Origin of the sequence: Thalassotalea hakodatensis, from assembly GCF_030295995.1 — a bacterium.
In the GTDB taxonomy this organism is placed as follows: Bacteria; Pseudomonadota; Gammaproteobacteria; order Enterobacterales; family Alteromonadaceae; genus Thalassotalea_C; species Thalassotalea_C hakodatensis.
Window position 1 is genome coordinate 1,325,536 of the sequence record NZ_AP027365.1, and the last position, 23,830, is coordinate 1,349,365.

24 protein-coding genes, 4 tRNA genes and 1 pseudogene are annotated in these 23,830 nt (G+C 38.2%); 26 read left to right on the plus strand and 3 right to left on the minus strand.

The window, feature by feature from the left end; genetic code table 11:
- Window positions 1-7: 7 nt before the first annotated feature.
- The 4 genes from QUE72_RS05820 (at window position 8) to yfbR (ending at window position 2,106) form a co-directional block, all read left to right on the plus strand.
- Window positions 8-271 carry a DUF5676 family membrane protein gene (locus QUE72_RS05820; protein ID WP_286272143.1) on the plus strand — a complete coding sequence of 88 codons (264 nt, stop codon included), beginning with the start codon at window positions 8-10 and terminating at the stop codon, window positions 269-271.
- Between the two features lie 134 nt (window positions 272-405).
- Entirely contained in the window at window positions 406-762 is a 357-nt protein-coding gene (locus QUE72_RS05825) for a hypothetical protein (RefSeq protein WP_286272145.1), read from the plus strand.
- A 1-nt stretch (window position 763) separates the two neighbouring features.
- Entirely contained in the window at window positions 764-1,357 is a 594-nt protein-coding gene (locus QUE72_RS05830; protein WP_184425367.1) for a recombinase family protein, read from the plus strand.
- Between the two features lie 155 nt (window positions 1,358-1,512).
- The gene (gene yfbR / locus QUE72_RS05835; protein ID WP_184425369.1) at window positions 1,513-2,106 is read left to right on the plus strand and encodes a 5'-deoxynucleotidase; all 594 of its coding nucleotides are present in this window, start codon (window positions 1,513-1,515) and stop codon (window positions 2,104-2,106) included.
- Window positions 2,107-2,224: 118 nt separating this feature from the next.
- Here yfbR and QUE72_RS05840 read toward each other — a convergent pair.
- A pseudogene (locus QUE72_RS05840) lies at window positions 2,225-2,554 on the minus strand (HD domain-containing protein); the annotation flags it as partial.
- A 393-nt stretch (window positions 2,555-2,947) separates the two neighbouring features.
- Here QUE72_RS05840 and QUE72_RS05845 point away from each other — a divergent pair.
- Entirely contained in the window at window positions 2,948-3,685 is a 738-nt protein-coding gene (locus QUE72_RS05845; protein ID WP_074495383.1) for a substrate-binding periplasmic protein, read from the plus strand.
- A gap of 63 nt (window positions 3,686-3,748) precedes the next feature.
- On the opposite strand, the gene cmoB is transcribed toward QUE72_RS05845, so the two are convergent.
- Both cmoB and cmoA read right to left on the minus strand, forming a co-directional pair.
- The gene (cmoB, locus tag QUE72_RS05850) at window positions 3,749-4,714 is read right to left on the minus strand and encodes a tRNA 5-methoxyuridine(34)/uridine 5-oxyacetic acid(34) synthase CmoB (protein WP_286272150.1); all 966 of its coding nucleotides are present in this window, start codon (window positions 4,712-4,714) and stop codon (window positions 3,749-3,751) included.
- Window positions 4,715-4,723: 9 nt separating this feature from the next.
- On the minus strand, window positions 4,724-5,458 hold the full coding sequence (gene cmoA, locus QUE72_RS05855; RefSeq protein ID WP_286272152.1) for a carboxy-S-adenosyl-L-methionine synthase CmoA: 735 nt from the start codon (window positions 5,456-5,458) through the stop codon (window positions 4,724-4,726).
- Between the two features lie 143 nt (window positions 5,459-5,601).
- On the opposite strand from cmoA, the gene QUE72_RS05860 reads away from it, so the two are divergent.
- From QUE72_RS05860 to QUE72_RS05960, 21 genes are all read left to right on the plus strand, one after another.
- The gene (locus QUE72_RS05860; protein ID WP_286272154.1) at window positions 5,602-8,448 is read left to right on the plus strand and encodes a transporter substrate-binding domain-containing protein; all 2,847 of its coding nucleotides are present in this window, start codon (window positions 5,602-5,604) and stop codon (window positions 8,446-8,448) included.
- Window positions 8,449-8,551: 103 nt separating this feature from the next.
- Complete coding sequence (aspS, locus tag QUE72_RS05865) at window positions 8,552-10,333, plus strand: aspartate--tRNA ligase (RefSeq protein ID WP_286272155.1); 1,782 nt, start codon at window positions 8,552-8,554, stop codon at window positions 10,331-10,333.
- Between the two features lie 112 nt (window positions 10,334-10,445).
- Window positions 10,446-10,973, plus strand: a complete 528-nt coding sequence (ruvC, locus tag QUE72_RS05870) for a crossover junction endodeoxyribonuclease RuvC (RefSeq protein ID WP_286272156.1) — start codon at window positions 10,446-10,448, stop codon at window positions 10,971-10,973.
- Between the two features lie 87 nt (window positions 10,974-11,060).
- Window positions 11,061-11,678 carry a Holliday junction branch migration protein RuvA gene (gene ruvA / locus QUE72_RS05875; protein WP_286272157.1) on the plus strand — a complete coding sequence of 206 codons (618 nt, stop codon included), beginning with the start codon at window positions 11,061-11,063 and terminating at the stop codon, window positions 11,676-11,678.
- 11 nt (window positions 11,679-11,689) lie between these two features.
- Entirely contained in the window at window positions 11,690-12,697 is a 1,008-nt protein-coding gene (ruvB, locus tag QUE72_RS05880; protein WP_074495407.1) for a Holliday junction branch migration DNA helicase RuvB, read from the plus strand.
- Between the two features lie 986 nt (window positions 12,698-13,683).
- Window positions 13,684-14,094 carry a tol-pal system-associated acyl-CoA thioesterase gene (gene ybgC, locus QUE72_RS05885; RefSeq protein WP_074500446.1) on the plus strand — a complete coding sequence of 137 codons (411 nt, stop codon included), beginning with the start codon at window positions 13,684-13,686 and terminating at the stop codon, window positions 14,092-14,094.
- Window positions 14,084-14,761, plus strand: a complete 678-nt coding sequence (tolQ, locus tag QUE72_RS05890) for a protein TolQ (RefSeq protein WP_074500444.1) — start codon at window positions 14,084-14,086, stop codon at window positions 14,759-14,761. The genes ybgC and tolQ overlap by 11 nt, the downstream gene beginning before the upstream one ends.
- A gap of 18 nt (window positions 14,762-14,779) precedes the next feature.
- On the plus strand, window positions 14,780-15,208 hold the full coding sequence (gene tolR, locus QUE72_RS05895; RefSeq protein WP_074500441.1) for a protein TolR: 429 nt from the start codon (window positions 14,780-14,782) through the stop codon (window positions 15,206-15,208).
- A gap of 3 nt (window positions 15,209-15,211) precedes the next feature.
- Entirely contained in the window at window positions 15,212-16,039 is an 828-nt protein-coding gene (gene tolA / locus QUE72_RS05900) for a cell envelope integrity protein TolA (RefSeq protein WP_286272158.1), read from the plus strand.
- Between the two features lie 30 nt (window positions 16,040-16,069).
- Complete coding sequence (gene tolB, locus QUE72_RS05905) at window positions 16,070-17,419, plus strand: Tol-Pal system beta propeller repeat protein TolB (protein ID WP_074500437.1); 1,350 nt, start codon at window positions 16,070-16,072, stop codon at window positions 17,417-17,419.
- Window positions 17,420-17,463: 44 nt separating this feature from the next.
- Complete coding sequence (gene pal / locus QUE72_RS05910; protein ID WP_074500434.1) at window positions 17,464-18,003, plus strand: peptidoglycan-associated lipoprotein Pal; 540 nt, start codon at window positions 17,464-17,466, stop codon at window positions 18,001-18,003.
- Window positions 18,004-18,018: 15 nt separating this feature from the next.
- Window positions 18,019-18,795, plus strand: coding sequence for a tol-pal system protein YbgF (gene ybgF, locus QUE72_RS05915; protein WP_286272161.1), 777 nt, complete (start codon window positions 18,019-18,021; stop codon window positions 18,793-18,795).
- A gap of 146 nt (window positions 18,796-18,941) precedes the next feature.
- A tRNA-Lys gene (locus tag QUE72_RS05920) sits at window positions 18,942-19,017 on the plus strand.
- 200 nt (window positions 19,018-19,217) lie between these two features.
- A tRNA-Lys gene (locus tag QUE72_RS05925) sits at window positions 19,218-19,293 on the plus strand.
- A 198-nt stretch (window positions 19,294-19,491) separates the two neighbouring features.
- A tRNA-Lys gene (locus QUE72_RS05930) sits at window positions 19,492-19,567 on the plus strand.
- Window positions 19,568-19,879: 312 nt separating this feature from the next.
- Window positions 19,880-20,920, plus strand: a complete 1,041-nt coding sequence (gene nadA / locus QUE72_RS05935) for a quinolinate synthase NadA (protein WP_286272164.1) — start codon at window positions 19,880-19,882, stop codon at window positions 20,918-20,920.
- Window positions 20,921-21,400: 480 nt separating this feature from the next.
- Window positions 21,401-21,488: transfer RNA gene (locus QUE72_RS05940), tRNA-Ser, on the plus strand.
- 258 nt (window positions 21,489-21,746) lie between these two features.
- On the plus strand, window positions 21,747-22,460 hold the full coding sequence (locus QUE72_RS05945; RefSeq protein WP_286272166.1) for a beta-ketoacyl synthase chain length factor: 714 nt from the start codon (window positions 21,747-21,749) through the stop codon (window positions 22,458-22,460).
- Window positions 22,457-23,224, plus strand: a complete 768-nt coding sequence (locus QUE72_RS05950) for a lysophospholipid acyltransferase family protein (protein WP_286272169.1) — start codon at window positions 22,457-22,459, stop codon at window positions 23,222-23,224. Before QUE72_RS05945 ends, QUE72_RS05950 begins: the two co-directional genes overlap by 4 nt.
- Window positions 23,221-23,481 carry a phosphopantetheine-binding protein gene (locus QUE72_RS05955; RefSeq protein WP_286272170.1) on the plus strand — a complete coding sequence of 87 codons (261 nt, stop codon included), beginning with the start codon at window positions 23,221-23,223 and terminating at the stop codon, window positions 23,479-23,481. The genes QUE72_RS05950 and QUE72_RS05955 overlap by 4 nt, the downstream gene beginning before the upstream one ends.
- A gap of 8 nt (window positions 23,482-23,489) precedes the next feature.
- On the plus strand, window positions 23,490-23,741 hold the full coding sequence (locus QUE72_RS05960; protein ID WP_286272171.1) for an acyl carrier protein: 252 nt from the start codon (window positions 23,490-23,492) through the stop codon (window positions 23,739-23,741).
- The last annotated feature ends 89 nt before the right edge of the window (window positions 23,742-23,830 follow it).

Here is a 23,830-nt window from a genome sequence, read left to right on the forward strand (position 1 = left end):
GGAGAGAATGATGAAACTTAATGAAAAAGCTTTTGCATTAGCTTGCGCCGCTGCCTTTGGCATTGTCTGGGTTGTTTGTTCAATTTTTGTGATGGCTATGCCTGATATGATGTCAGATATGACTGGCAATATGTTGCATACAGACTGGAAAAGTATGGGCTGGCATATGTCTATATTTGGGGTCCTATTTGGCGGCATATTATGGGCTGCACTGGCGGGAATTACAGGATGGTTGATTGCAAAGATTTATAATTTGCAGGCTGATAAATAAGTGTAGGTAATTAGACTGAATTTATGTCAACAGCGCTCGAAAGTAGTCAGTTAATTTCGTGCATGTACGAAAGTAATTATATTGACTTTCGTTCGCCTGTTGGTTAGGGTGTACGAAAGTTATAACTTTGGTGCATGAAGATGACGAATGAAGCAGAAATAAGAAAATTATCTTTTGAACAAATAAAAGAGTTACTTACAGATCCTTTCAGGGTTCTGGTAGAAGAGGGTCGTGTTATTCATATATGTGCATACGGCCAAGATTCCAGTGAGGTGCTTGAAGAAGTATCGATTAGTACTGCGGCACATGATTTGATTAGACAACTAAGTAGATCAAATATCATTCACAAAGCAAAGTGGGGGCAAAATATTATTTCTGATATTCCTGACTTCGCTTCTTTTTATGATATTCATCGTGGGGATATTTACGGTATTCAAACAGAAGACGAATATCAGCTTGCTAAGTCATTAGAGCTAGCAGAATCTAGATAAAATGAAAGTAGGTTTTGCTAGAGTCTCTACAAATGAGCAAGATTTAGAAGTGCAACTTTCTAAATTATCAGATTTTGGCTGTGAGAAAGTTTTCAAAGGTAAGCAATCAGGTACATCAATAAAAAATGATGAAAAGCTTAAAGAGCTTATCGATTTCATTAGAGAAGGTGATGAAGTAATTGTTACTCGACTAGATCGGCTTGGACGTTCATTAAAAACAATATTGGACTCAATAGACAATATTCATAGAAAAGGCGCTTGCTTGAATATCATCGATGGATCATTAAATACGAGTAACGACAATCCTTTTTCAAACGCAATGATTAATCTATGTGGCGTATTCGCTCAACTAGAGCGTGACCTAATAAAAGCGAGAACAGCCGAAGGCAGAGCTGAAGCAAAAGCAAAAGGAAAACACTTGGGGAGAATGCCCGCACTTAAAGATCAGCAAGCTAGAGAGTTATTTAATGCAAAATTAAATGGGGAGTCTATTTCTGCTTTAGCAAGAAAATATAAAGTGAGTCGTCCTACCGTTCACAGAACAATTAGTCGGATAAAGAAAATCATTGAGCAGAGTAAATCAATAACCCTATAACATTACAATATATGGAAATATTCCACTTGATGAATCAAGTGGGGAGGAAATTTATTTATAGCGCATCCTTTAGCAGGAAACTTTTTGAGTCATTGAAATTGTATTTTCAATAGTCAAATAAAAAATAACATTAGTTTTATTAAGAGGTGGTTTTTGTGAAAAATAGTTCATTTTTAGCGTGGATACTTCGAATGAACCTTATTAAACGCTGGTCTCCTATGCATTTAGTGAAGGAAGAGAATGTAGCTGAGCATAGTCATCAGGTAGCCGTAATTGCACATTTATTAGCAACGATTAAAAATGTTTATTGTGATGGTCATATAAGTCCTGAAAAAGCTGCCACTATCGCCTTATATCACGAAGTTTCAGAAACAAAACTTCAAGATATAAACCATGTTACCAAGTACAGTTCACCCGCGTTAACAGAGGAATTTAAAAAAATAGAAGATTTAGCTGAGATAGAGTGTTTGAATTCCTTACCTGAAAAGTTGCAACCGCTATTCAAAGAGCTAGTTATACAAAAGCAGGTAGATAAAGAGTATAAGAAGTTAGTAAAAGCAGCCGATGTTCTTACTGCTTACTTTAAAGCATGCGATGAACTAAAATTTCATAACCCAGAATTTGTCTCTGTTAAAAGACGTTTATCTTTGAAAGTAGACACTTATAAGAAAGATATGCCTGAGGTAAGTATTTTTATGGAACTTTTTGAACAAAATTGTTTGGCTAGTCTGGATGATTTATCTAATTAAACTTGACAATAATAATACGTATGTAATAAAATGTATGTGTTGATTCTTCCCCTTTACCTTTATAATTAAGGTGTTAGAGTTACAAACCTCCAAAATAAATACGTTTGTGGTGTTTTGTTCCGAAGCGTGGGTGACCAATATCATGTGCTAAGCACAATGCTTCAATTAAACTGTCTTCCCGCGGGAATAGCTGTTCAGCTAATGCTGGATACTTTGCCCGTAACTGTGCACTGATACCCGAGCCTATTTGTGCGGCTTCTAAAGAGTGAGTAAGACGGGTTCGATAAAAGTCACTTTGGCCACTGCCAATGACTTGAGTTTTGCATTGTAAGCGACGAAAAGCAGCAGAATGTAAAATACGTGCACGATCACGTTGAAATGGGCTTCGGTGATCGTGACGGCGTTTAACTACGGAAGAAAATTGTCGTTCTGACCAGATATCATTCATACATAGCCTTTGTCTAATTGTTTGATAAAACTCTGAAAATTAGCTTATTATACCAATTCGCATAAATATTCGGTCATTCAGCGAGAATTAAACGCTCTGAACTGACTTAATCTTTATGCGAATTGGTATTATGTACATGTAACTTGAGCGTTGGCAACGTTTTGTTATCGTTAAAAGGCTTTAAGTCTTTCATTTACTTGTAAAACACATTTTAGTTTATACTACGGGTGTCTTTATTGTTGATAATGACGGAGTAATTTGTTCAATTAAACGAGTTTCATGTCGATATAGCGATATATTGGTACAACATTGTCGAAATTTTTCTGTCATATTTACGCGGTAATGTAAACTCAATTTTTGATGATAGTATGTGGTTTTTATTTGGGAGTTGGAATGCGAATTAAACATTGGGTAAGTGTTGCTGTATTATCCTTTAGCTTTTTATGTTCTATGGGTGTTTCCGCTAAAAAAGTGTCAGTTATTGCAAGCTTACCTAAACCACCTTTTATTATTGAAGAAAATGGTAAAGGCCTACAATTAGAATTGATGCGAGAGGCTTTAGCGCATTACAATATTGATGTTGAGTTTTATCATGCCCCAGGTGGACGAAATATTACTGCTTTTCAACGTCTTAATGCCGATGTGATTTTAAACGTTCGGCCTGATTATCAATACCCAGCATTATATTTATCTAAGCCTTATGTTAATTACCAAAATGTAGCGATTAGCTTAGCTGAAAATAACTTTATGTTTAATAGCGTGGAAGGGTTAACAAATAAAGTGGTTGTTGCGTTTCAAAATGCTAAAAGATATTTAGATCAAGATTATAATTCAGCCATTGATTATGTTATTGATTACAGAGAAATACCTGACCAAAAAAAGCAAGTTGAAATGCTATTTTTACGACGCGCTGAAGTGATCATCATAGACATTGCTATTTTTAATTATTATCTAAAACACTTCAGTAATGACCTGTTAGTTAAACCGCATAAAGTACATTACCTTTTTGAAAAAAGTACTTTTTCAGCTGCTTTTAAGTCTGAAAAATTACGCGATGATTTTGATAAAAGTATTGATACGATGCGAAAAAATGGCAGATATCAAAAAATAATTAACCAATATATTCAATAAAATAAATGGAATGTTGCAATTGTTATCGTATTTCAATGTATCCACTAACATTGATCAATTTGTTTATTTATTAGCAATAAAAATCGCGCGTTTGGGAGCAGGGTAACCTTCGATGGTTTTGCTATTATCGTTAGGGTCAAGAAAGTCTTGTAACGATTCTGTATCAATCCAATCGGTTTTACGTTGTTCTTCTACGGTAGTAATATCGGCATTTACCACTCTAACGTTACTAAAACCACATCGCTCTAACCACGCACACATTGCTTTTGCACTGGGTAAAAACCAGACATTGCGCATTTTCGCGTAACGTTCTCCGGGTACTAGTACGGTATTTTCATCACCATCAACAATTAAGGTTTCTAACACTAATTCACCGCCTTTTACCAATTGTGCTTTTAATTGATATAAAAAATCGATAGGTGAACGTCTATGATATAAAACACCCATTGCAAATACCGTATCAAAGGCTGCTAATTCAGGTAAATCTTCAACGCCTAGGGGTAAAAGGTTCACCGAAGTATCTTTAGCAAAATGCTGAATAGCTTGAAACTGCATGAAAAACAGTTGTGTTGGATCAATGCCAACGACAAATTTTGCACCTGATCCTTTCATTCTCCATAAGTGGTAACCACTGCCACAGCCGATATCAAGCACATATTTATCTTGTAAATTACTGATGTGAGGGTATAGGCGATCCCATTTAAAGTCGCTACGCCATTCAGTGTCAATATGCAAACCATGAAGATGATACGGACCTTTGCGCCACGGTTTTAATTTTTTTAATAAATTTTCTGCTCGTTTATATTCGCCTTCATTGATATCACTCTTTTCACCAATCTTGACTTGCGAACTAAAATCGATAATCGAAGGTGATGTGTTAGGAAGTGCTTCAAGTGTTTTTTGCCAATGAGAAAACTCACCATGCAATTGTTCTTTTTGCCAACGTGCAAGTTGCTGGGGCAGTGAAGTAAGCCAGGGCGCTAATTTATTAATGGCTATTTGTTGGTAAAAAGAGGCAAAATAATTCATAAACGTAACTTATTTAATCGCGAACAGTGAAAAGAAATTGTAGCACTGAAACCATGTGCTACTTTGTGAAAAGCCTGTGTTGGCAAGTCGAAGATGGTGATCTTCTAAAGAATCTGGCTTCATTACATTTTCAAGTGCAGTACGCTTTTGCGCAATTTCAAGATCGCTATACCCATTGGCGCGCTTAAAGTCATGGTGTAAGTCAATGAGCGTTTGGTTACAGGCATTGTCAGGATGAATAAATTTATCTGAGATAACTAATATGCCACCCGGGGTTAAACCATCAAAAATGGTTTGTATTAGTTGAGCTCGTTTGTCTGGATCAATAAATTGCAGGGTGAAATTAAGCACTACCATAGAAGCATTTTCAATGTTTATCGCAAGTACATCATCTTCGATAATTTCTACAGGAGTTTCCCCTTTAAAGGCAAGTACGTGTCTACGACACCTATCCACCATCGCAGCTGAATTATCTACGCCAATAATGCGACAGCCTTTAGTTTTTATTCCTTGGCGCATTGCTAAAGTGGCCGCACCTAAAGAGCAGCCAAGGTCGTAAATATTAGTGCTTTCAGTCACATATTGTTGGCTAAATTGGCCAATTGTATCAATAATAGTATGATATCCCGGTACGGAACGAGATATCATATCGGGGAATACTTCGACAACGTGCGCATCGAAAGCAAAATCTTTTACTTGGCGCTGCTTGTGAGAAAAAATAAGATCAGGTTTTGACGGTGTCATGTTACTTTTAAATGGTAATCTAAAAAACTGTGATTATTTTAACTTAAAAACGCAAATGAATGAACTTGAATACGATAAACTCTTTGGACATCTTCGAAGTTTTTCACACGAAAAAGCATTAGCTAATAGATAGGAGCTAAAATTTGTTGAGGTATTACACATTTTTATGCTGGCTTTTACTGGGTTTATTTATTGTTAAAAATGAAATTGTTTTTGCCGCTTCATTTAATGACCGTGTGATCACAATCGCGGTAAATAAAACCTCTTACCCGTATCACTTTCAAAATAATCAAGGTGAAGCGGCGGGCCTAACCGTTGACTTATGGCGTATGTGGGGAGAAAAGCAACAAGTTGATGTTGTTTTTCGCCTAATGACTTGGTCAGAAACATTATCACAAGTTGATAACGGCTCTATTGATATTCATGGCGGGCTTTCAAAAACACGACTTCGTGCAAAAGAGTATGATTTTACCAGTGATTTTTTTCAGCAAAAAAATTATATCTATATACATCGCGATTACCATGTTCGTGAAATTGATAGCTTAAAACCGTTTACTATTGGTGTGGTTCGTCATTCAAGCTATGTTGATTTTATCACTGAACAATACCCTGAATTAGTGCTGAAGTTTTACGATAACCGTTTTGATGTATTTAATGCTGCGTTAAAAGGTGAAATAGCGGCTTTTGCAAACATTGATAGAATTTCAAATAACTACCCTAAATATCGGGAATTGAGTCAACTATTTCCAGCTTATAAACGATTGTTGTTTCATCAAGGTGGTTATGCATCGGCAGTGAAAAAAGGTAATTCTCAATTACTTAACTTTATTGAACAGGGAATGAGGAAAATTTCCCGTGAAGAGCGTTCAGGCATTGAGAAGAAATGGCTGGGTATTGATAAAAAAACAAACAACATAGTGTTACTTTTTTCTCCTGAATTCGCACCTTTTATGACGGTTTCCTCTTCCGGAGAACCACAAGGGTTATTTATCGATATGTGGCGTTTATGGTCTGAATATACTGGCCAAATTATTGAGTTCGTTCCACAGTCATTTGAAAACGCCAGCGAAATGCTCACCAGTGGCGGTGCGGATATTCATATAGGTTTTCCAGATTTGAGCTTTACTCGTGGCAACTTAACCATGTACCCAGAACTACGTACCGCGATGCAAGTATACCAAGCTGATATCAAATGTTATGTGCATATTAACAATAAAAGGCCTGCCACTTCAGCTGATTTAGCCGGAAAAAAACTGGGTGTTTTTCAAATAATACCGAATGTAGAAAACATACGATTATTATTTCCAGAAAATGAACTGACCTTTTATCAAGACTTTAAAACCATGATTCAACAAGCTGAAAAGGGCGAAATTGATGGCATAATCGGCGTGAAAGACATTATGGAAGCCCGATTACAAGTAGCGAACGTACAGCATGACTTTTATGCATTACCAGACTCTTTATTAGGCGCCAATATTTATGCGGTTACATCGAAAAAGAATAATCGGTTAATAGAGATCATTAAAAATGGTTTTGAACTTATTCCAGAGGAAGAATTAATTAAACTTGAACGCCGATGGTTAAACAAAGACAGCAAAGGCTACTTCAAGCTAAATAAACAACGAGCGCAATTAAGTAAAGAAGAAGACAGTTGGTTATCTCAGCAAAACAAAATACGTATGGGGATTAATAAAAACTGGGTGCCGGTTGAGTTTATAGATGAAAATGGCCAAGTTCAGGGGATTAATATTGATATTAACACCCTTGTTGAGCAACGAACAGGACTTAACTTTACCTATGAAGTTTTCGATAACTGGCAACAGATGCTTGAGGCGCTAAAACAACAAAAAATTGATATTGTCGCAAGTGCAACAGAAACTCCAGAACGTAGAAAACATATTATATTTACAGACTCCTACTGGGATATGCCTTGGGTGATCATTCATCAGAAGCAGCAAGGTGAAAGGCAACAAATAGAAGATTTCTATGGGCGAGAACTAGCCATTGTTAAAGGTTACCACCTTATTGAAAAAATTCGAAAGGAGCATCCTACTATTTCTTTACGATTGGTTGATAATCATGAAGAAGGACTACTTGCTGTGCAAAATGGCATTGTGGATGGCTTTGCAGAAAATATCGCATCGGCGTCTGAATTAATTCGAAGAGACAGTTTGGTCACCTTATCCATGTCTGTTCTTGAAGATTTAAACATCGATGAAAATAACTATGCGATCCGTAAAGATTGGCCAATCTTACGTAGTATTATCAATAAAGGTTTAGCAACTATAACGCCAGCTGAGAAAAAACAAATATATGAGCGCTGGTTTGAAATTAATATTGAAACCGGGCTTGATAAAAGTGTGGTATTACGAGTGTCGTTACAAATAGGTGCGATTATTGTGATCGTGATCATCGCCTTTATTTTATGGAATAGAAGACTCTATAGAGAAGTAAAAATACGTAAAGCCCTAGAGGAGAAAATGAAACATATGGCGACGCATGATGAGCTTACAGACTTGCCGAATCGCCTACTGTTAAAAGATCGAATAAACCATGGCATTAACTATCACCGTAGGCAAGATAGAACCATGGCAGTCTTATTTATTGACCTTGACGGCTTTAAAACAATCAATGATACCCATGGGCATGATGTTGGTGATGAGTTATTAATACTGGTTGCCGATAAACTATCGGGTTGCGTGCGTAAGTCAGATACTGTGGTTAGGTTCGGCGGAGATGAATTTGTCTTATTATTGACGGGTTTACACCATAAAAATGAAGCGGCTTTTATTGCTGAAAAAGTATTGAAGTCAGTGCAGCAACCCTTTGAGTTATCTGTTGGTGAAGTGCGAATTGGTTGTAGTATTGGTATTGCGATGTTTCCAACCGATGGTGAATCTGAAAGTGATTTACTCAAAGTCGCGGATACGTTGATGTACCGCGTAAAAGCTGCGGGTAAAAATCATTATATTTTTAACACGGATAATTAAGTGACATTCACGCGTAAATCTATATAATTGGCGGCAATTTTTTCCGTAAAAATGGTTATCGGTATTGCGGTAACTAAAGTTCAAAAATTCAGGATTTAACTATATGCGTACGCTGTATTGTGGTGAGGTAAATGAATCTCATATTGGTCAAGAAGTTACTCTTTGTGGGTGGGTAAATCGTCGTCGTGACTTAGGTGCGGTGATCTTTTTAGACTTACGAGATCGCGAAGGTATCGTGCAAGTTGTTTATGATCCTGACTTGCAGGAAGTGCTTGAGAAAGCAAATACCTTACGAAATGAATTCTGTATTCAAGTGAAAGGTAAAGTACGCGCACGTCCTGAAGGACAAATTAATAAAGATATGGCGACCGGTGCCATCGAAGTACTAGGCCTAGACGTCAATATTCTTAACCGTTCAGCGCCATTACCACTTGACTCTAATCAAGAAAACTCTGAAGAAAATCGTCTTAAATATCGTTATTTAGATTTACGCCGTCCAGAAATGACAGAACGTTTACGTTTTAGAGCAAAAGTGACTGCAGCGGTACGTCAATCTCTAGAGTCTCAAGGCTTCATGGATATTGAAACGCCTATTTTAACTGCGGCTACGCCAGAAGGAGCGCGTGACTATTTAGTACCAAGTCGCACACATAAAGGCAGTTTTTTTGCATTACCTCAATCACCACAATTGTTTAAGCAATTGCTGATGATGTCGGGAATGGAACGTTATTATCAAATCGTAAAGTGTTTCCGTGATGAAGACTTACGTGCAGATCGCCAACCAGAATTTACGCAAATTGATATTGAAACATCGTTTATGACTGCCGACCAAGTGATGGAAGTTACTGAACGCATGATTCGTGAGTTGTTTTTACAATTGCTTGATGTCGATCTTGGTGAATTCCCACGTATGCCATACAGCGAAGCAATGCAACGTTTTGGTTCAGATAAACCAGATTTACGTAATCCACTCGAAATCGTTGACGTAGCAGACATTTTAAAAGAGGTAGAATTTAAAGTGTTTTCTGGCCCAGCGAATGATGACAAAGGTCGTGTTGCGGTTATACGCGTACCTGAGGGCGCAAGTAAGTTTTCTCGTAAAAATATTGATGAACTGACTAAGTTTGTCGGTATTTACGGCGCTAAAGGCATGCCTTGGTTAAAAGTTAATGATAAAGCTGCTGGCCTTGAAGGTTTGCAGTCACCAATTCTTAAGTTTCTATCTGAAGACGCCGTAACTGCATTGCTCGAACGAGCAAACGCAGAAACTGGCGATATTATTTTCTTCGGTTCAGATAGCTACAATGTGGTTACTGAGTCATTAGGCGCACTACGTTTGAAACTTGGTGAAGAACTTGGTTTAACTACAGACGAGTGGAAACCATTATGGGTTGTTGACTTCCCTATGTTTGAAGAAGCCGAAGGCAGTTTACATGCTTTGCATCATCCATTTACAGCACCTACTAATTTAACACCTGAAGAATTAGAAGCTAACCCAATTGGTGCGCTTTCAAATGCCTACGATATGGTGTTAAATGGCTGTGAGCTTGGTGGTGGTTCGGTGCGTATACATGATCAAAAAATGCAAGCAGCCGTATTTCGTATTCTTGGTATTAGTGATGACGAAGCAAAAGAAAAATTTGGATTCTTACTTGAAGCCCTACAATATGGTGCGCCACCTCACGCTGGTTTAGCGTTTGGTTTAGATCGTTTAGTGATGTTAATGACAGGGGCAAGTTCGATTCGTGATGTAATGGCATTTCCAAAAACGACAACTGCAGCATGTCCTTTAACTAATGCTCCGGGTCAAGCAAATCCAGAACAATTGAAAGAATTAGGCATTCAAACGGTTGTTCAAGTGGCTGACGAAAAAGCTGGCGAATAGCTTAATTATTAAGTATTAAATGACGAAAGCAAATGATGCAGTTAAAGTCATACTTTAACTGCATTTTTTATGTAAATCGTGCTTACTATAAGCAAACGGGTTAGGAATAACATTGGCGATTATATTAGGAATTGATCCTGGTTCACGCTTTACGGGATACGGTGTGATCGAACAGCAAGGTCGTACAATAACTTATCTTGGAAGCGGCTGTATTAAAGCCATTGCTGCTGGCGATGACTTAGGTGATCGTTTACAAACGATTTATGCGGGGGTTAGCGAAATAATATTACAATTTCAACCCACGATGTTTGCGATAGAGCAAGTGTTTATGGCTAAAAACCCAGATTCGGCGTTAAAACTTGGCCAAGCAAGAGGCGCTGCAATTGTGGCAGCAACAAGTGCAGAGCTAAAAATTGCCGAATATTCTGCAAGGCAAATTAAACAATCCGTCGTTGGCACTGGCGGTGCAGATAAAATGCAAGTTCAGCATATGGTTAAGTCGATTCTAAAGCTGCCCGCTACACCACAAGCCGATGCAGCAGATGCGTTAGCGGTTGCGCTATGCCATGCCCACAGTCATGACTCAATAAGCAAATTGTCTGGCCAGGCGACGAAAACGGTACGTAGAAGATTAAGATAACACTTTACTGTATAAATATATAGTGATAAGGTTTGCGACTAAGATTTATGAATTTAAATAGAACATTAGTTAAATAGGATTGCTGTAGTGATAGGGCGTTTGCGTGGAACATTAATTGAAAAAATTCCTCCTGAAATATTGATTGAATGTGCAGGAGTAGGTTATGAGGTTACTATGCCGATGACCAGCATTTATGCCTTGCCAGAGCATGAGCAGCAAGCGACAATTTTTACGCATTTCGTTGTCCGTGAAGATGCGCAATTACTCTATGGTTTTGCGAATAAAACTGAACGTAAGCTTTTTAGATTACTCATTAAAATTAATGGTGTTGGCCCTAAATTAGCTTTGGCAATTTTATCGGGTATGTCTGCTGAGCAATTTGTTAGTTGTGTCGCCCATGATGATCTATCGACCATTGTTAAAATACCTGGTGTTGGTAAAAAAACTGCAGAGCGCTTGCTGATAGAAATGCGTGACAAATTAAAAGATTGGCATACTGATACAGACACTACTAGCTTCTCATTAACCGCAGATAATATTTCAACTAGAGCTTCAGATGCACCTGATACTAAAGGCGATGCAATCAATGCGCTAGTTTCACTTGGTTATACAAATGGGCAAGCGAGTAAAGCGGTAAAAGCAGTTCATCAGCAGGGTATGGATAGCGAAGCCATCATACGTGATGCATTAAAATCAATGTTATAAAGAGAAGCAGCATGATAGAAGCAGATCGCTTGATACAACCGGTGGCAACGAAAGAAGATGAAGGCATTGACCGAGCCATACGTCCGAAATTACTTAATGATTATACGGGGCAAGCGCATGTAAAAGCGCAGATGGAAATTTTCATTCAGGCTGCTAGAAACCGTGAAGAAGCACTTGATCACCTGCTCATTTTTGGCCCGCCAGGTTTAGGTAAAACAACGCTTGCCAATATTGTAGCAAATGAAATGGGTGTGAATATTCGCACCACGTCAGGTCCTGTGTTAGAAAAAGCAGGCGACTTAGCTGCGTTGCTTACTAATTTAGAAGAAAACGATGTATTATTTATTGATGAAATACATCGGTTAAGCCCTGTGGTTGAAGAAGTATTGTACCCCGCCATGGAAGATTACCAACTAGATATTATGATTGGTGAGGGGCCTGCGGCGAGATCTATCAAACTTGATTTACCGCCTTTTACGTTAATTGGTGCAACTACCAGAGCAGGTGCCTTAACTTCACCATTAAGAGACAGGTTCGGTATTGTTCAACGGTTAGAGTTTTATAATAATCAAGATTTAACAGATATTGTTAATCGTTCTGCACATTTCTTAAATTTAAACATTGATAACGAAGGAGCGTTTGAAGTAGCGAAGCGCTCGCGTGGCACACCGCGAATTGCTAATAGATTACTACGCCGAGTTCGTGATTACGCCGATGTTAAAACACAAGGCCAAGTTGATCAAGGTATAGCACATCAAGCCCTTACTATGCTTGAAGTAGATAATGAAGGCTTCGATATAATGGATCGTAAATTATTAGAAGCAATTATTGATAAGTTTAATGGTGGCCCTGTTGGTTTAGATAACGTTGCTGCAGCCATAGGTGAAGAACGCGAAACAATTGAAGATGTACTTGAACCTTTTTTAATTCAGCAAGGCTTTCTGCAACGTACCCCGCGTGGGCGTATTGTTACCGACAAAGCATACCAACATTTTTCTATAGCTCCTAAAGCACCATAATTTAAACGAGTCTCAGTGTATTTAACCTGGCTTGGGATAAGAAGTTAGCTAATCAACTGAAACGGTAAGCTTTTTATATATCACACAGTTCTAGCACGGAGTTTTTTCTTAGTGCAAGGCAAATTTGTGCGGTAATAATACCAATTCGCATAAATATTCGGTCATTCAGCGAGAATTAAACGCTTTAGAGGCACGGCGTTGATTGCAGAGAATGGTTATTCAGGAGAACGTGCTCCTGCGTTCTCTAATAAGCTACATCCTTGTAGCGTCCTTTTCAAAATTAATAACACAGGCTATGAAGCGTTTAAACTCGCCTTTTGGGAGCGTGTTAGAGGCGCGATAATTGCGCAAAACGTGTTTGATGTAGAACAACTATACCTGCACACGTTTCGCTTATTCTCCCACCTCTGACATCGCTCTGAACTGACTTAATCTTTATGAGAATTGGTATAACTTGTCTATTGCAAATAAAGTTAACGCAGTAATAAGGAAACACAACTGCTAGAAAGTAAGTGTTATCCTGAGCTCAGGTTATTTATTGTATCAGCTGATTTTTTGGACAAAAAAAAGCCCGCTTAAGGGAAGCGGGCCAACTTAATTTCTCAAGTTGCTAGAAGGAATATGGTATTCCAGGAAACATGTCAGAGAGATAAGATAGCAAACTATCTAATCTAAAAATTCACTGGCTAATGATAAACCCTAGGGGTAAAAGAAGTTTATCAGTGCGCTAGCTCAGAAAACATGTGTATTTTAGATAAAACATTGATCTAAAACAAACGAAATAAATTTATCTTTTTCATTAGAAAAACTAATGAGTAAGGGGCTGAATTAGCCTTGGCTACTTTCAGCGTAATTATCAACGCTAACAAAAGATGTAATTTATTTGTAAATTCTTACAAAACGTACGTTGTAGGGGTTGTTTGCATCTATCATTTTCTATTACTATACCTAGCATATAAAAACCTGAACAAGCCATACTTTCATTAATGCAAACAGTTGAAGACCATTTTCAAATTAGAGTGTTTTATGAAGATACCGATGCTGGCGGAAATGTTTATCATGCAAATTATTTGAATTTTTGTGAACGTGCTCGTACAGAATGGTTAAGAAAGCTTGGTATTAGCCAATCAACTTTTTTAGAACAAAGTGCGGGCTTTGTGGTCAGAAAGCTTGAAATGGATAACTTAGCGCCCGCTAAATTAGATGATTTGCTAACGGTTATTACCACAATTGAACAACTTAAACGCGCAAGTGTTAGTTTTATTCAACACGTGTTTAATGAACAACAACTGTGCATGTGTCGTATTAAAGTTGTGGTTGCCTATGTTGATCTTATCCATGTAAAACCATGTGCCATACCCAATAATATTTTAGGAGCGTTAAAAAGTGTCAGCTGAACTTTCAATTTTGGATTTGTTTTTGGAAGCAAGTTTGCTCGTGAAAACAGTAATGTTAATTTTACTTGGCTTTTCGGTTGTTTCTTGGGCGATGATTTTTCAACGTCGTAAAGTTCTTGTAGAAGCCACTCAGCAATTAGAAGAATTTGAAGACAAGTTTTGGAGCGGAGCTGATTTAAGCCGTTTATATGCCGAAGTCACTGCAAATCAACAAATAAAAGGTATTGAAAGTTTATTTGTAGCGGGCTTTAAAGAGTTTGCACGGATCAGAAAAAGTAATATTAATACGCCTCAGGCTGTTGTTGACGGTACGCATAGAGCTATGCGTGTTGCGCTTTCAAGAGAAGTTGATACGTTAGAAACACATTTACCTTTCATGGCAACCGTTGGTTCTATTAGTCCATACATCGGTTTATTTGGTACGGTATGGGGTATCATGAATTCGTTTATTGCTCTAGGTGCAGTACAACAAGCGACACTTGCGATGGTTGCACCGGGCATCGCCGAAGCTTTAATAGCGACAGCCATGGGCTTATTTGCAGCAATTCCTGCCGTAATGGCATATAACCGTTTTACTCATAGTGTTGAAAAGCTTGAAAATAGATACGCGAATTTCATGGAAGAGTTTTCAAGTATATTACAGCGTCAATCATCTGCGGCTCAGTAATCGCGAAGGAGATTTTATATGTACAGTCGTGTTAGACGTAAAAAAGTCGCCGAAATAAACGTTGTACCTTATATTGATGTAATGTTGGTATTGCTTATTATCTTTATGGTTACGGCACCATTAATTACGCAAGGGGTAAAAGTAGATTTACCCAAAGCGGATGCTGAACCTTTAGATGAAGACTCTAAACCGCCATTGGTAGCGTCAGTAGATGCGGAAGGTAATTATTATTTAGCAATAGGCACGAGTAAAAATCAGCAGTTATCTGCTGAAGAGGTAGCAACCTTAGTAAAATCACACCTTGCTAAAGCCCCTGAAACACCTGTTGTGGTCAATGGTGATGGCGCTGTGTCATATGATGCCGTCATTCAACTAATGGTGTTATTACAAAAAGAAGCGGGTGTACCTTCGGTTGGGTTGATGACTGACTCTCTCGAGGAGAACTAACGCGTGCAAGGACCATTTGTAAAAGCGTTAGTAATTAGCTTTTCTGCGCATATTATTATTGCCTTAGTGTTATTGTTTGCTGATTTTTCTTCGTTAGCAAAACCAACACCTACAGCAAGTCATGCTATTGCGCCACCAAAGCCAATTAAAGCCGTTGTTGTTGAAAAGAAAACGATAGAAAAGCAGTTAAATAAAATTCGTGAAAAAGATTTAGCGCAAAAACGTAAAAAAGCTGCCGAAGATAAAGCAAGAAAAGATCGCATTCGTAATGCGGCGCTTGCGAAAAAACGTAAACAAGAGCAAGCCAAACGCAAAAGAGAAGAAGAGTTACGAAAATCAGCGTTAGCGAAAAAGAAAAAAGCGGCAGATGAGAAAAGACGTCGAGAAGCAGAAGCTAAGCGAAAGAAAAAAGCTGAAGAAGAAAAACGTAAACGCCAAGAAGCTGAAAGAAAACGCAGAGCTAAAAAAGAGCGCGAAGAGCAAGAGCGTCAACTAGCAGAACAAATGGCGCAAGAAATGGCAGCAAGAGCGCAAGCTCGCCAACAGCGAGTAACCTCAGAGCTTGACCGTTATACAGCATTGATCACACACATCATTCAAAGTAACTTATTAACAGATCAAGCAACGATGGAAGGTAAGTCGTGTAAGCTGAATATTACCTTGGCGGCATCAGGCTTTGTAATTGATGTGTCAAGACAGGGCGGTGACCGTATAGTATGTGATGCGGCACGTAATGCAGTTAAGAAAGCGGGTACCTTGCCTGTATCAAAAGATCCGGAAGTGTTTGAAAAAATGCGTTCGATCAGTTTAACTGTGGTGCCAGAGTTTTAATTAACCTTAAAAAAAGCAATTTGATATCTTATGAAAAAACTCAGAATATTTATTTCTTTATGCGTGTTGTTAATTACAACGCGAACATTTGCCGGTTCATTAGAAATAGTGATAACCGAAGGGGTGGACGGTGCGCGTCCTATCGCAATATTACCTTTTACCTATGATGGGCCTGGTCAATTGCCTGAAAACATCACTCAAATTGTCAGTGATGATTTACTACGTAGTGGTAAATTCAGTCCTATATCACCCACAAATTTTCCGCAGTTTCCTAATAAAGTTGAAGATGTTGATTATGCAGCTTGGGCAAATATTGGTGTAGAAAATGTTGTTGTTGGCAAAATATCGTCAACTGGCTTAGGGCGTTATCAAGTGACCTTTCATTTAGTCGATGTAGTGCGTGGCCAAATTACTGACGGTAAAACGCAAATGTTAAGCGGTGGCAAGCTTGTAAAAAGTACTGATCACATTTTAGCGGAAAGTAGTGTTGAAATAAGCTCAAGCCAATTTCGACGCTACTCTCATCGAATTAGTAATAAAATTTACCAAACATTAACGGGTACTCGTGGTGCATTTTTAACCAAGATAGCTTTCGTGATTGTAAGAGACCAAGGTGATTATCCGTATCAATTAGTGATATCTGATTACGATGGTTTTAACGAACATACGTTGTTAAGTTCAAAGGAGCCATTGATGTCACCGTCTTGGGATCCTTCTGGCAATCAATTAGCTTATGTGACTTTCCTTAATCATCAGGCTCAAATCTATTCTATTGATATTTATACAGGTAAACGTAAATTAATTGCTTCATTCAATGGGATCAACAGTGCTCCTCGTTGGTCGCCTGACGGTAAGAAAATGGCGATGGTATTGTCGAAAGACGGTAATCCAGAGCTTTATGTGATGGATGTAGCCACTAAAAAACTACGCAGAATTACCCGTCATCGTGCTATTGATACGGAGCCAAGTTGGACACCTGATGGTAATTCATTGATATTTAGTTCAGAACGGGGTGGAAAAGCGCAGCTATATCGCGTAAATTTAGTGAACGGAAAAGTAAGGCGACTCACTTTTGATGGTGAAATGAACCTTGGTGGCTCATTATCTCCTGACGGTCGTCAACTTGTAATGGTAAATCGCACACGTGGCCAATATCATTTGGCAAAGCAAGATTTGGATACGGGAACCTTCCAAGTGTTAACGCGAACTCGATTAGATGAATCACCAAGTATCGCACCTAATGGTGGTATGATCATCTACAGTACATTACATAATAACCGACAAGTTTTGAGCTTAGTCTCATTAGATGGTAGATTTAAAGCACGATTACCTGCGCTTAATGGCGAAGTGAAATCACCTGCTTGGTCACCATTTTTATAAAAATTGTAAGAATTAAAATTATTGAAACAATAAGGAAACCTAAAATGCGCTTGAATAAAACTGTGAAGGCTCTTGCTGTAGCTTTACCTATTATGGCTTTAACTGCTTGTAGTTCAAATACTGAAACTGATGAGCAAAGCCAGGTTGATACAAATACTCAAACTCAAACTACAACTGAGCAAGATAACGTTCAAGTGACTGCAGCTCAACGTGAAGCTGAAATTGCAGAGCAAAAACGTCAAGAAATGGAACGTTTACGTTCAGAACATATTGTTTATTTTGGTTTTGATAAATCAACAGTAAGTGCAGACTTTTCAAATGTATTAGACGCACATGCTACGTTCTTATCAAAAAATAGTGATGTAAATGTCTTAATTGAAGGTCATGCAGATGAGCGTGGTACGCCTGATTACAACATTGCATTAGGCGAACGTCGTGCTAAGTCAGTACAAACGTATTTAGAAAACATGGGGGTTTCACCTTCTCAAATTTCTATCGTAAGTTACGGTGAAGAAAAACCAATGGTTAGAAACCGCTCTGAGAGTGCTTTTGCTAAAAACCGCCGTGCGGTATTAGTTTACTAATTGAGTAACCTATAAATGAAACTAAACCAAGTTTTATTTGGTGTACTTTCTGCTGCCGCCTTTTATGGTCAGGCAGCAGAACCAGCACCAGTGATTGATGCATCTAACGTTATTTCTAGCTCTGCAAGTTCTGGTTCATTGCATGAACAAATTGAAGACATTGTTCGCCAAAATAAGGTGTACACACGTAATCAAATTAAAATGCAGCGTCAACTTGATGAGTTACAAAATGAAGTAAGTGAACTTCGTGGTGTTACAGAGTTGCATTCACATCAATTATCGCAAGTATTAGATCGACAAAAAGAACTGTATCAAGAGCTTGAACGTCGAGTGTCACAAGCACTTAAACCTAAAACACCTGCGAATACGTTTGAGCACGCAACTGTATCAACTCCTACCGTTAGCCCGACAGCTACGAATGGTGATGATGTATATAATGCTGCGCTAAACTTAGTGTTAAAAGAAAAACGCTACGATGATGCGATACCTGCATTTCGACAGTTTATTTCACAATATCCCAATTCGAGTTATGCCGCTAATGCGCAATATTGGTTAGGGCAATTACTCTTTAGCAAAGGTGAGCTTTCACAAGCTAAATCAGCGTTTTCTGTTGTCGTGAATCAGTTTAAAGATTCATCTAAACGCAGTGATGCAATGCTTAAGTTAGGAATGGTCGAACAAAAACAAAATAACGTTGCTCAAGCCAAAAGCATCTATCAACAACTTTTATCGTTGTACCCTGATTCAAGTGCTGCAAAGTTAGCACAGCCAAGATTATCGTCACTACAGTAGTTTTGTGGCGATAACTTGCTCAGTGTGTTGGCTTTTTAAACAAAAAATCACAGATAGCAAAAAAACTTAATTTTGTTGTTGCACTCGCCAAAATTATGAGTATCATATGCGGCGCGTTGAACGAGACGTTCCACGTAAATAAATGTCGGTCGTTAGCTCAGTTGGTAGAGCAGTTGGCTTTTAACCAATTTGTCGAAGGTTCAAATCCTTCACGACCGACCACTTTCTTTCATGATAAAGTTAGGTTGAAGGGTTGAACCAAGAAGAAGGTTCACAAAATTGTCAGGAACAATTTTGAACGCTTAGCGGCCCAAAGGGTGTAGTACAGGATGTATGGAATAAATCCTTCACGACCGACCACTTTCTTCATACCAAAATAGAAAGTGTGGCTCGCCATTTATTAGATAGTAAAATAAGATTATCGGTCGTTAGCTCAGTTGGTAGAGCAGTTGGCTTTTAACCAATTTGTCGAAGGTTCAAATCCTTCACGACCGACCACTTTTTACTTGAGTAAAGTTAGGTTGAAGGGTTGAACCAAGAAGAAGGTTCACAAAGTTGTCAGGAACAATTTTGAACGCGCAGTGGCCCAAAGGGTGTAGTACAGGATGTACGAAATAAATCCTTCACAACCGAACACTTCTTAAGTATTTAAGTCGTAAACAGAGTCTACATTTTATTATCATACCCATCTATCATCGGTCGTTAGCTCAGTTGGTAGAGCAGTTGGCTTTTAACCAATTTGTCGAAGGTTCAAATCCTTCACGACCGACCACTTTTAAAAAATTATTTATCGCCTAAACCGTGTAGCTAATAATTCAGCTAACGTTTTGAATCAAGAAGAAGGTTCACAAAATTGTCAGGAACAATTTTGAACGCGCAGCGGCCCGTAGGGTGAAGTACAGGATGTACGGAATAAATCCCACCGACCACTTTTTTATCATGTTATCGCCTATTTGTATGACTTCCCCACACGATATAAGCAGTTCACTAAAAACCACCAGTTGTACATTGATCCGATAGTACACTTTTCATCGTATATCTCGTATAATTCCGCCCAGTTGTAATAGGCACGTAGAGTAAACTAATGGCACAGAGTAATTTAGCAGTAGATTTTGAATTTAACTTTCCAGCGAAACCCGCAAAGTTATCTGAACAAGAAAAATCAGACTACAAAACACGCATTAAGAACCTATTAGTTGAAAAAAACGCGGTATTGATCGCGCATTATTATACTGATCCTGAGATTCAAGCGTTAGCCGAAGAAACCGGTGGCTGTGTGGCAGATTCACTAGAAATGGCACGTTTTGGTAACCAACATCAGGCAGATACGTTAATCATTGCAGGTGTTAAGTTCATGGGTGAAACCGCAAAAGTGCTAACACCTGAAAAACGTGTTGTTATGCCAACCCTAGAAGCTACGTGTTCTTTAGATTTAGGTTGCCCAATTAAAGAGTTTAACGATTTTTGTGATCAACACCCTGATCGTACCGTTGTTGTTTACGCCAATACTTCAACAGCCGTCAAAGCGCGTGCTGATTGGATAGTCACTTCATCTTGCGCACTCGACATTGTTGAACACTTAGATGAACAAGGCGAAAAAATTGTTTGGGGGCCAGATCGTCATCTAGGCAATTATATTCAAAAGCAAACGGGTGCAGATATGATCATGTGGCAAGGTGCTTGTATTGTGCATGATGAGTTTAAAACCAAGGCGTTGACTGATATGAAAGCGTTGCATCCTGATGCCGCTATTTTGGTTCATCCTGAGTCTCCAGCAGAAATTGTAGCGCTAGCTGACGCCGTAGGTTCAACTAGCCAACTGATCAAAGCAGCACAAGAAATGCCTAACCAAAAATTCATTGTTGCCACTGATCGCGGTATTTTTTATAAAATGCAGCAACTGTGCCCTGAAAAAGAGTTTTTTGAAGCTCCAACAGCAGGGGAAGGGGCAACCTGTAAAAGCTGCGCACATTGCCCTTGGATGGCGATGAACGGCTTAAAAGCCATTGAAGAAGCCCTAATAGATCCAACTGGCAAAGAAGTTTTTGTTGATATGGAACTGCGAAAAGGCGCTTTACGTTCAACCAATCGCATGCTCGATTTTTCAGCAAGTTTAAAACGTTAAGCTAAAAAGCAACCAATTAGTACTGAAAGTATAAGAAAGCCTTGCTAAATCAGGGCTTTTTTTCTAACATAGCGCAGCTTTTTTAGTGCAGCCTTCAGTATTGATGTGAAGGAGCAATAAAAATTCAAGTTTAGGTGACGTGTCCGAGTTGCTGCCAAGGTGTATAACACGCCTAGGCGAGCTCAGCCAAATCACCCAGTGCAGATAAACACTGTAAAAAATTTATCGTTAAAAAATGAATCAAATTTAGGTGACGTGTCCGAGTGGCTGCCAAGGTTTATAACACGCCTAGGCGAGCTCAGCCAAATCACCCAGTGCAGATAAACACTGTAAAAAATTTATCGTTAAAAAATGAATCAAATTTAGGTGACGTGTCCGAGTTGCTGCCAAGGTTTATAACACGCCTGGCGTGCTCAGCCAAAACACCCAGTGTCGATAAACACTGTAAAAAATTTATCGTTAAAAAATGAATCAAATTTAGGTGACGTGTCCGAGTGGCTGAAGGAGCACGCCTGGAAAGTGTGTAAAGGGCAACCTTTCGAGAGTTCGAATCTCTCCGTCACCGCCATCTATAGTTTTACTCAAGTTTTTAATTTAACACAATAGATCAGTTTGTCATGAGTTAGTGTTTCTCGTCTTCAAACTTTTTGATGATTATTGGTTTTATAGCATTTTTACAAAAAGGTTATAGTTAATTCTTGGCTTCGTACTAAAATTGTTTGCACAAATGTTTAACAAGTTGAATATATCTCAATTCCCTATATAATTCGCGGTCTCTGATAACAAGTATAATTAAACAACTAAACAGGTGTAGGGATGCATTTAAATGCGGTTTTATGTCAATAATTTTTGCTATTTAAGTGCTGAAAATAAAACAATGTTGTCGGATGAACGTCATTGTTTTGATAAAAGTGATTTACCTAAGTTAGATTGGGTTTCACCCATTCAAAGGCGACGATTAAGTGCCTTTACTAAAATGGCATTGCATTGCGCATCAGAGGTAAACAGCGAAAGAGCTAATTGCCCAGTTGTTTTTTCTTCACGACACGGTGATTTACACAAAACAGCCAGCCTTCTAGATTCCTTAGCGTTAAAAGAAAGTCTTTCTCCCACAGGGTTTAGTATGTCTGTACATAATGCCACCGCTGGGTTATTCAGTATTTTAACGAATAACCAGGCTGCATCAAATACTGTATCTGCTGGTAAAGAATCGCTGTTGATGGCTTTAGTTGATGCATATGCCAAATTAAAGAGTGACAACCTTGATCAAGTTTTAGTCGTTCATTGCGATCAAGCATTACCTATTGAATACCTTGGGTACCAAGATGAAAAACAAATTGATCATTGTTTAGCAATGTTGATCTCTAAAAGTATTGCTACAGGTGAAGAATTAACGATTGAACGTAGTGAAAAAAAGCCACTTAATGAAGATGCGTTGCTACCTCACGGTATAATGATTGGCCAGTTTCTTAGAAGTAAAAACAGTCGTTGCTTATTGCAAGGGCGACACAATAACTGGTCTGTTAAGGCGTTAACATGAGCTATATCAGTTATGTTTGGCGGTTGTTCACCACAGGGCTTTGTTTTTTTGTTTTCGGTTTTAGTGGTTTGATTGTCTCTATTTTTATCTGTCCGTTACAGATTTTACTTTATTCAAATAGAGACAAAAGAAAACGTAAAGCACGTAAAATGGTGCATTACTTGTTTAAAGGCTTTGTGTGCTTATTAAAATATAGTGGCACAGCAAAATTTAGCATTGAAAATAAAAACGACCTCAAACACTTGTCAGGAAATATAGTGATGGCTAATCATCCTTCACTCATTGATGTCGTTGTACTTATTTCTATTATTCCAAATGCAGATTGTGTTGTTAAAGCAACATTATTTAACAACCCCTTCATTAAGGCCATTTTAAGCAACACTGGGTATATCAGTAATGATTGTGCCGATGGTGTTATTGAAGATTGCCGGCAATCACTTCATTGTGGAAATAACCTTATTATTTTCCCTGAAGGAACACGAACGATACCCGGTGAAGCGATAAGGTTTCAACGAGGAGCGGCCAATATTGCATTACGATGTAATGCTACTATAACGCCAGTATTAATAAACGTTGAACCAACTACCTTAACGAAAGCGGAAAAATGGTATCATATTCCAAATAAACGTTTTGTATTTAGATTAATGTTAGCAAATAAAATACCGTCATTTACTTTTACTGGTGATAATGCAATGAGTAAAATGAGTCGCCAGTTTACCGCTGTTTTAGAGCAGCATTACCGAGAGGAAATAGCAAGAATATGAGTGATTTAGTGCTCGAAGTGAAAATGTTAATCATTGAATCTTTGGATCTAGAAGATGTTACTGTTGATGACATTAAAGATGATGAACCGTTATTTGGAGATGGTTTAGGATTAGATAGTATTGATGCTCTAGAATTAGGCTTAGCGATTAAAAAACGTTTTGATATTAAACTTGATGCAAACTCAGAAGAAACTAAACAGCATTTTTCGTCAGTGAATAGCTTAGTTAAATTTATACAAAGTGTGAAGAGTCAATAGGTAAACAAATGAAGTCTAGAGAAGAAATGTTAACAACATTGAGCGAAATTTTAGTTGAAGATTTCGAAGTTGATGAAGCTGATATCAAGCCTGAAACGCACTTATATGAAGAGCTTGAGCTAGATAGTATTGATGCCGTTGACTTGGTTGTTAAGTTAAGCCAAATAACTGGAAAAAAAATCAACCCTGATGCGTTTAAACGAGTAAGAACGGTTGGTGATGTTATTGATGAACTTGAAGCATTATTATTGACCAAGTGAAAACTCCGCTAACTTTGCTATTGGGTGGACTTATAATTCTCTACCCCTTTATTGTTTATTTTGGTTTAGAATACGTTGAACCTCGTTGG

Coding starts and splice junctions, on each gene's coding strand:
- QUE72_RS05960 (WP_286272171.1), top strand. CDS start 23,490: ATGAAGTCTAGAGAAGAAATGTTAACAACATTGAGCGAAATTTTAGTT.
- QUE72_RS05950 (WP_286272169.1), top strand. CDS start 22,457: ATGAGCTATATCAGTTATGTTTGGCGGTTGTTCACCACAGGGCTTTGT.
- ruvB (WP_074495407.1), top strand. CDS start 11,690: ATGATAGAAGCAGATCGCTTGATACAACCGGTGGCAACGAAAGAAGAT.
- cmoB (WP_286272150.1), bottom strand. CDS start 4,714: ATGAATTATTTTGCCTCTTTTTACCAACAAATAGCCATTAATAAATTA.
- QUE72_RS05845 (WP_074495383.1), top strand. CDS start 2,948: ATGCGAATTAAACATTGGGTAAGTGTTGCTGTATTATCCTTTAGCTTT.
- QUE72_RS05945 (WP_286272166.1), top strand. CDS start 21,747: ATGCGGTTTTATGTCAATAATTTTTGCTATTTAAGTGCTGAAAATAAA.
- ybgC (WP_074500446.1), top strand. CDS start 13,684: ATGCAAACAGTTGAAGACCATTTTCAAATTAGAGTGTTTTATGAAGAT.
- tolB (WP_074500437.1), top strand. CDS start 16,070: ATGAAAAAACTCAGAATATTTATTTCTTTATGCGTGTTGTTAATTACA.
- QUE72_RS05955 (WP_286272170.1), top strand. CDS start 23,221: ATGAGTGATTTAGTGCTCGAAGTGAAAATGTTAATCATTGAATCTTTG.
- nadA (WP_286272164.1), top strand. CDS start 19,880: ATGGCACAGAGTAATTTAGCAGTAGATTTTGAATTTAACTTTCCAGCG.
- ybgF (WP_286272161.1), top strand. CDS start 18,019: ATGAAACTAAACCAAGTTTTATTTGGTGTACTTTCTGCTGCCGCCTTT.
- pal (WP_074500434.1), top strand. CDS start 17,464: ATGCGCTTGAATAAAACTGTGAAGGCTCTTGCTGTAGCTTTACCTATT.
- cmoA (WP_286272152.1), bottom strand. CDS start 5,458: ATGACACCGTCAAAACCTGATCTTATTTTTTCTCACAAGCAGCGCCAA.
- tolR (WP_074500441.1), top strand. CDS start 14,780: ATGTACAGTCGTGTTAGACGTAAAAAAGTCGCCGAAATAAACGTTGTA.
- aspS (WP_286272155.1), top strand. CDS start 8,552: ATGCGTACGCTGTATTGTGGTGAGGTAAATGAATCTCATATTGGTCAA.
- QUE72_RS05825 (WP_286272145.1), top strand. CDS start 406: ATGAAGATGACGAATGAAGCAGAAATAAGAAAATTATCTTTTGAACAA.
- QUE72_RS05820 (WP_286272143.1), top strand. CDS start 8: ATGATGAAACTTAATGAAAAAGCTTTTGCATTAGCTTGCGCCGCTGCC.
- QUE72_RS05830 (WP_184425367.1), top strand. CDS start 764: ATGAAAGTAGGTTTTGCTAGAGTCTCTACAAATGAGCAAGATTTAGAA.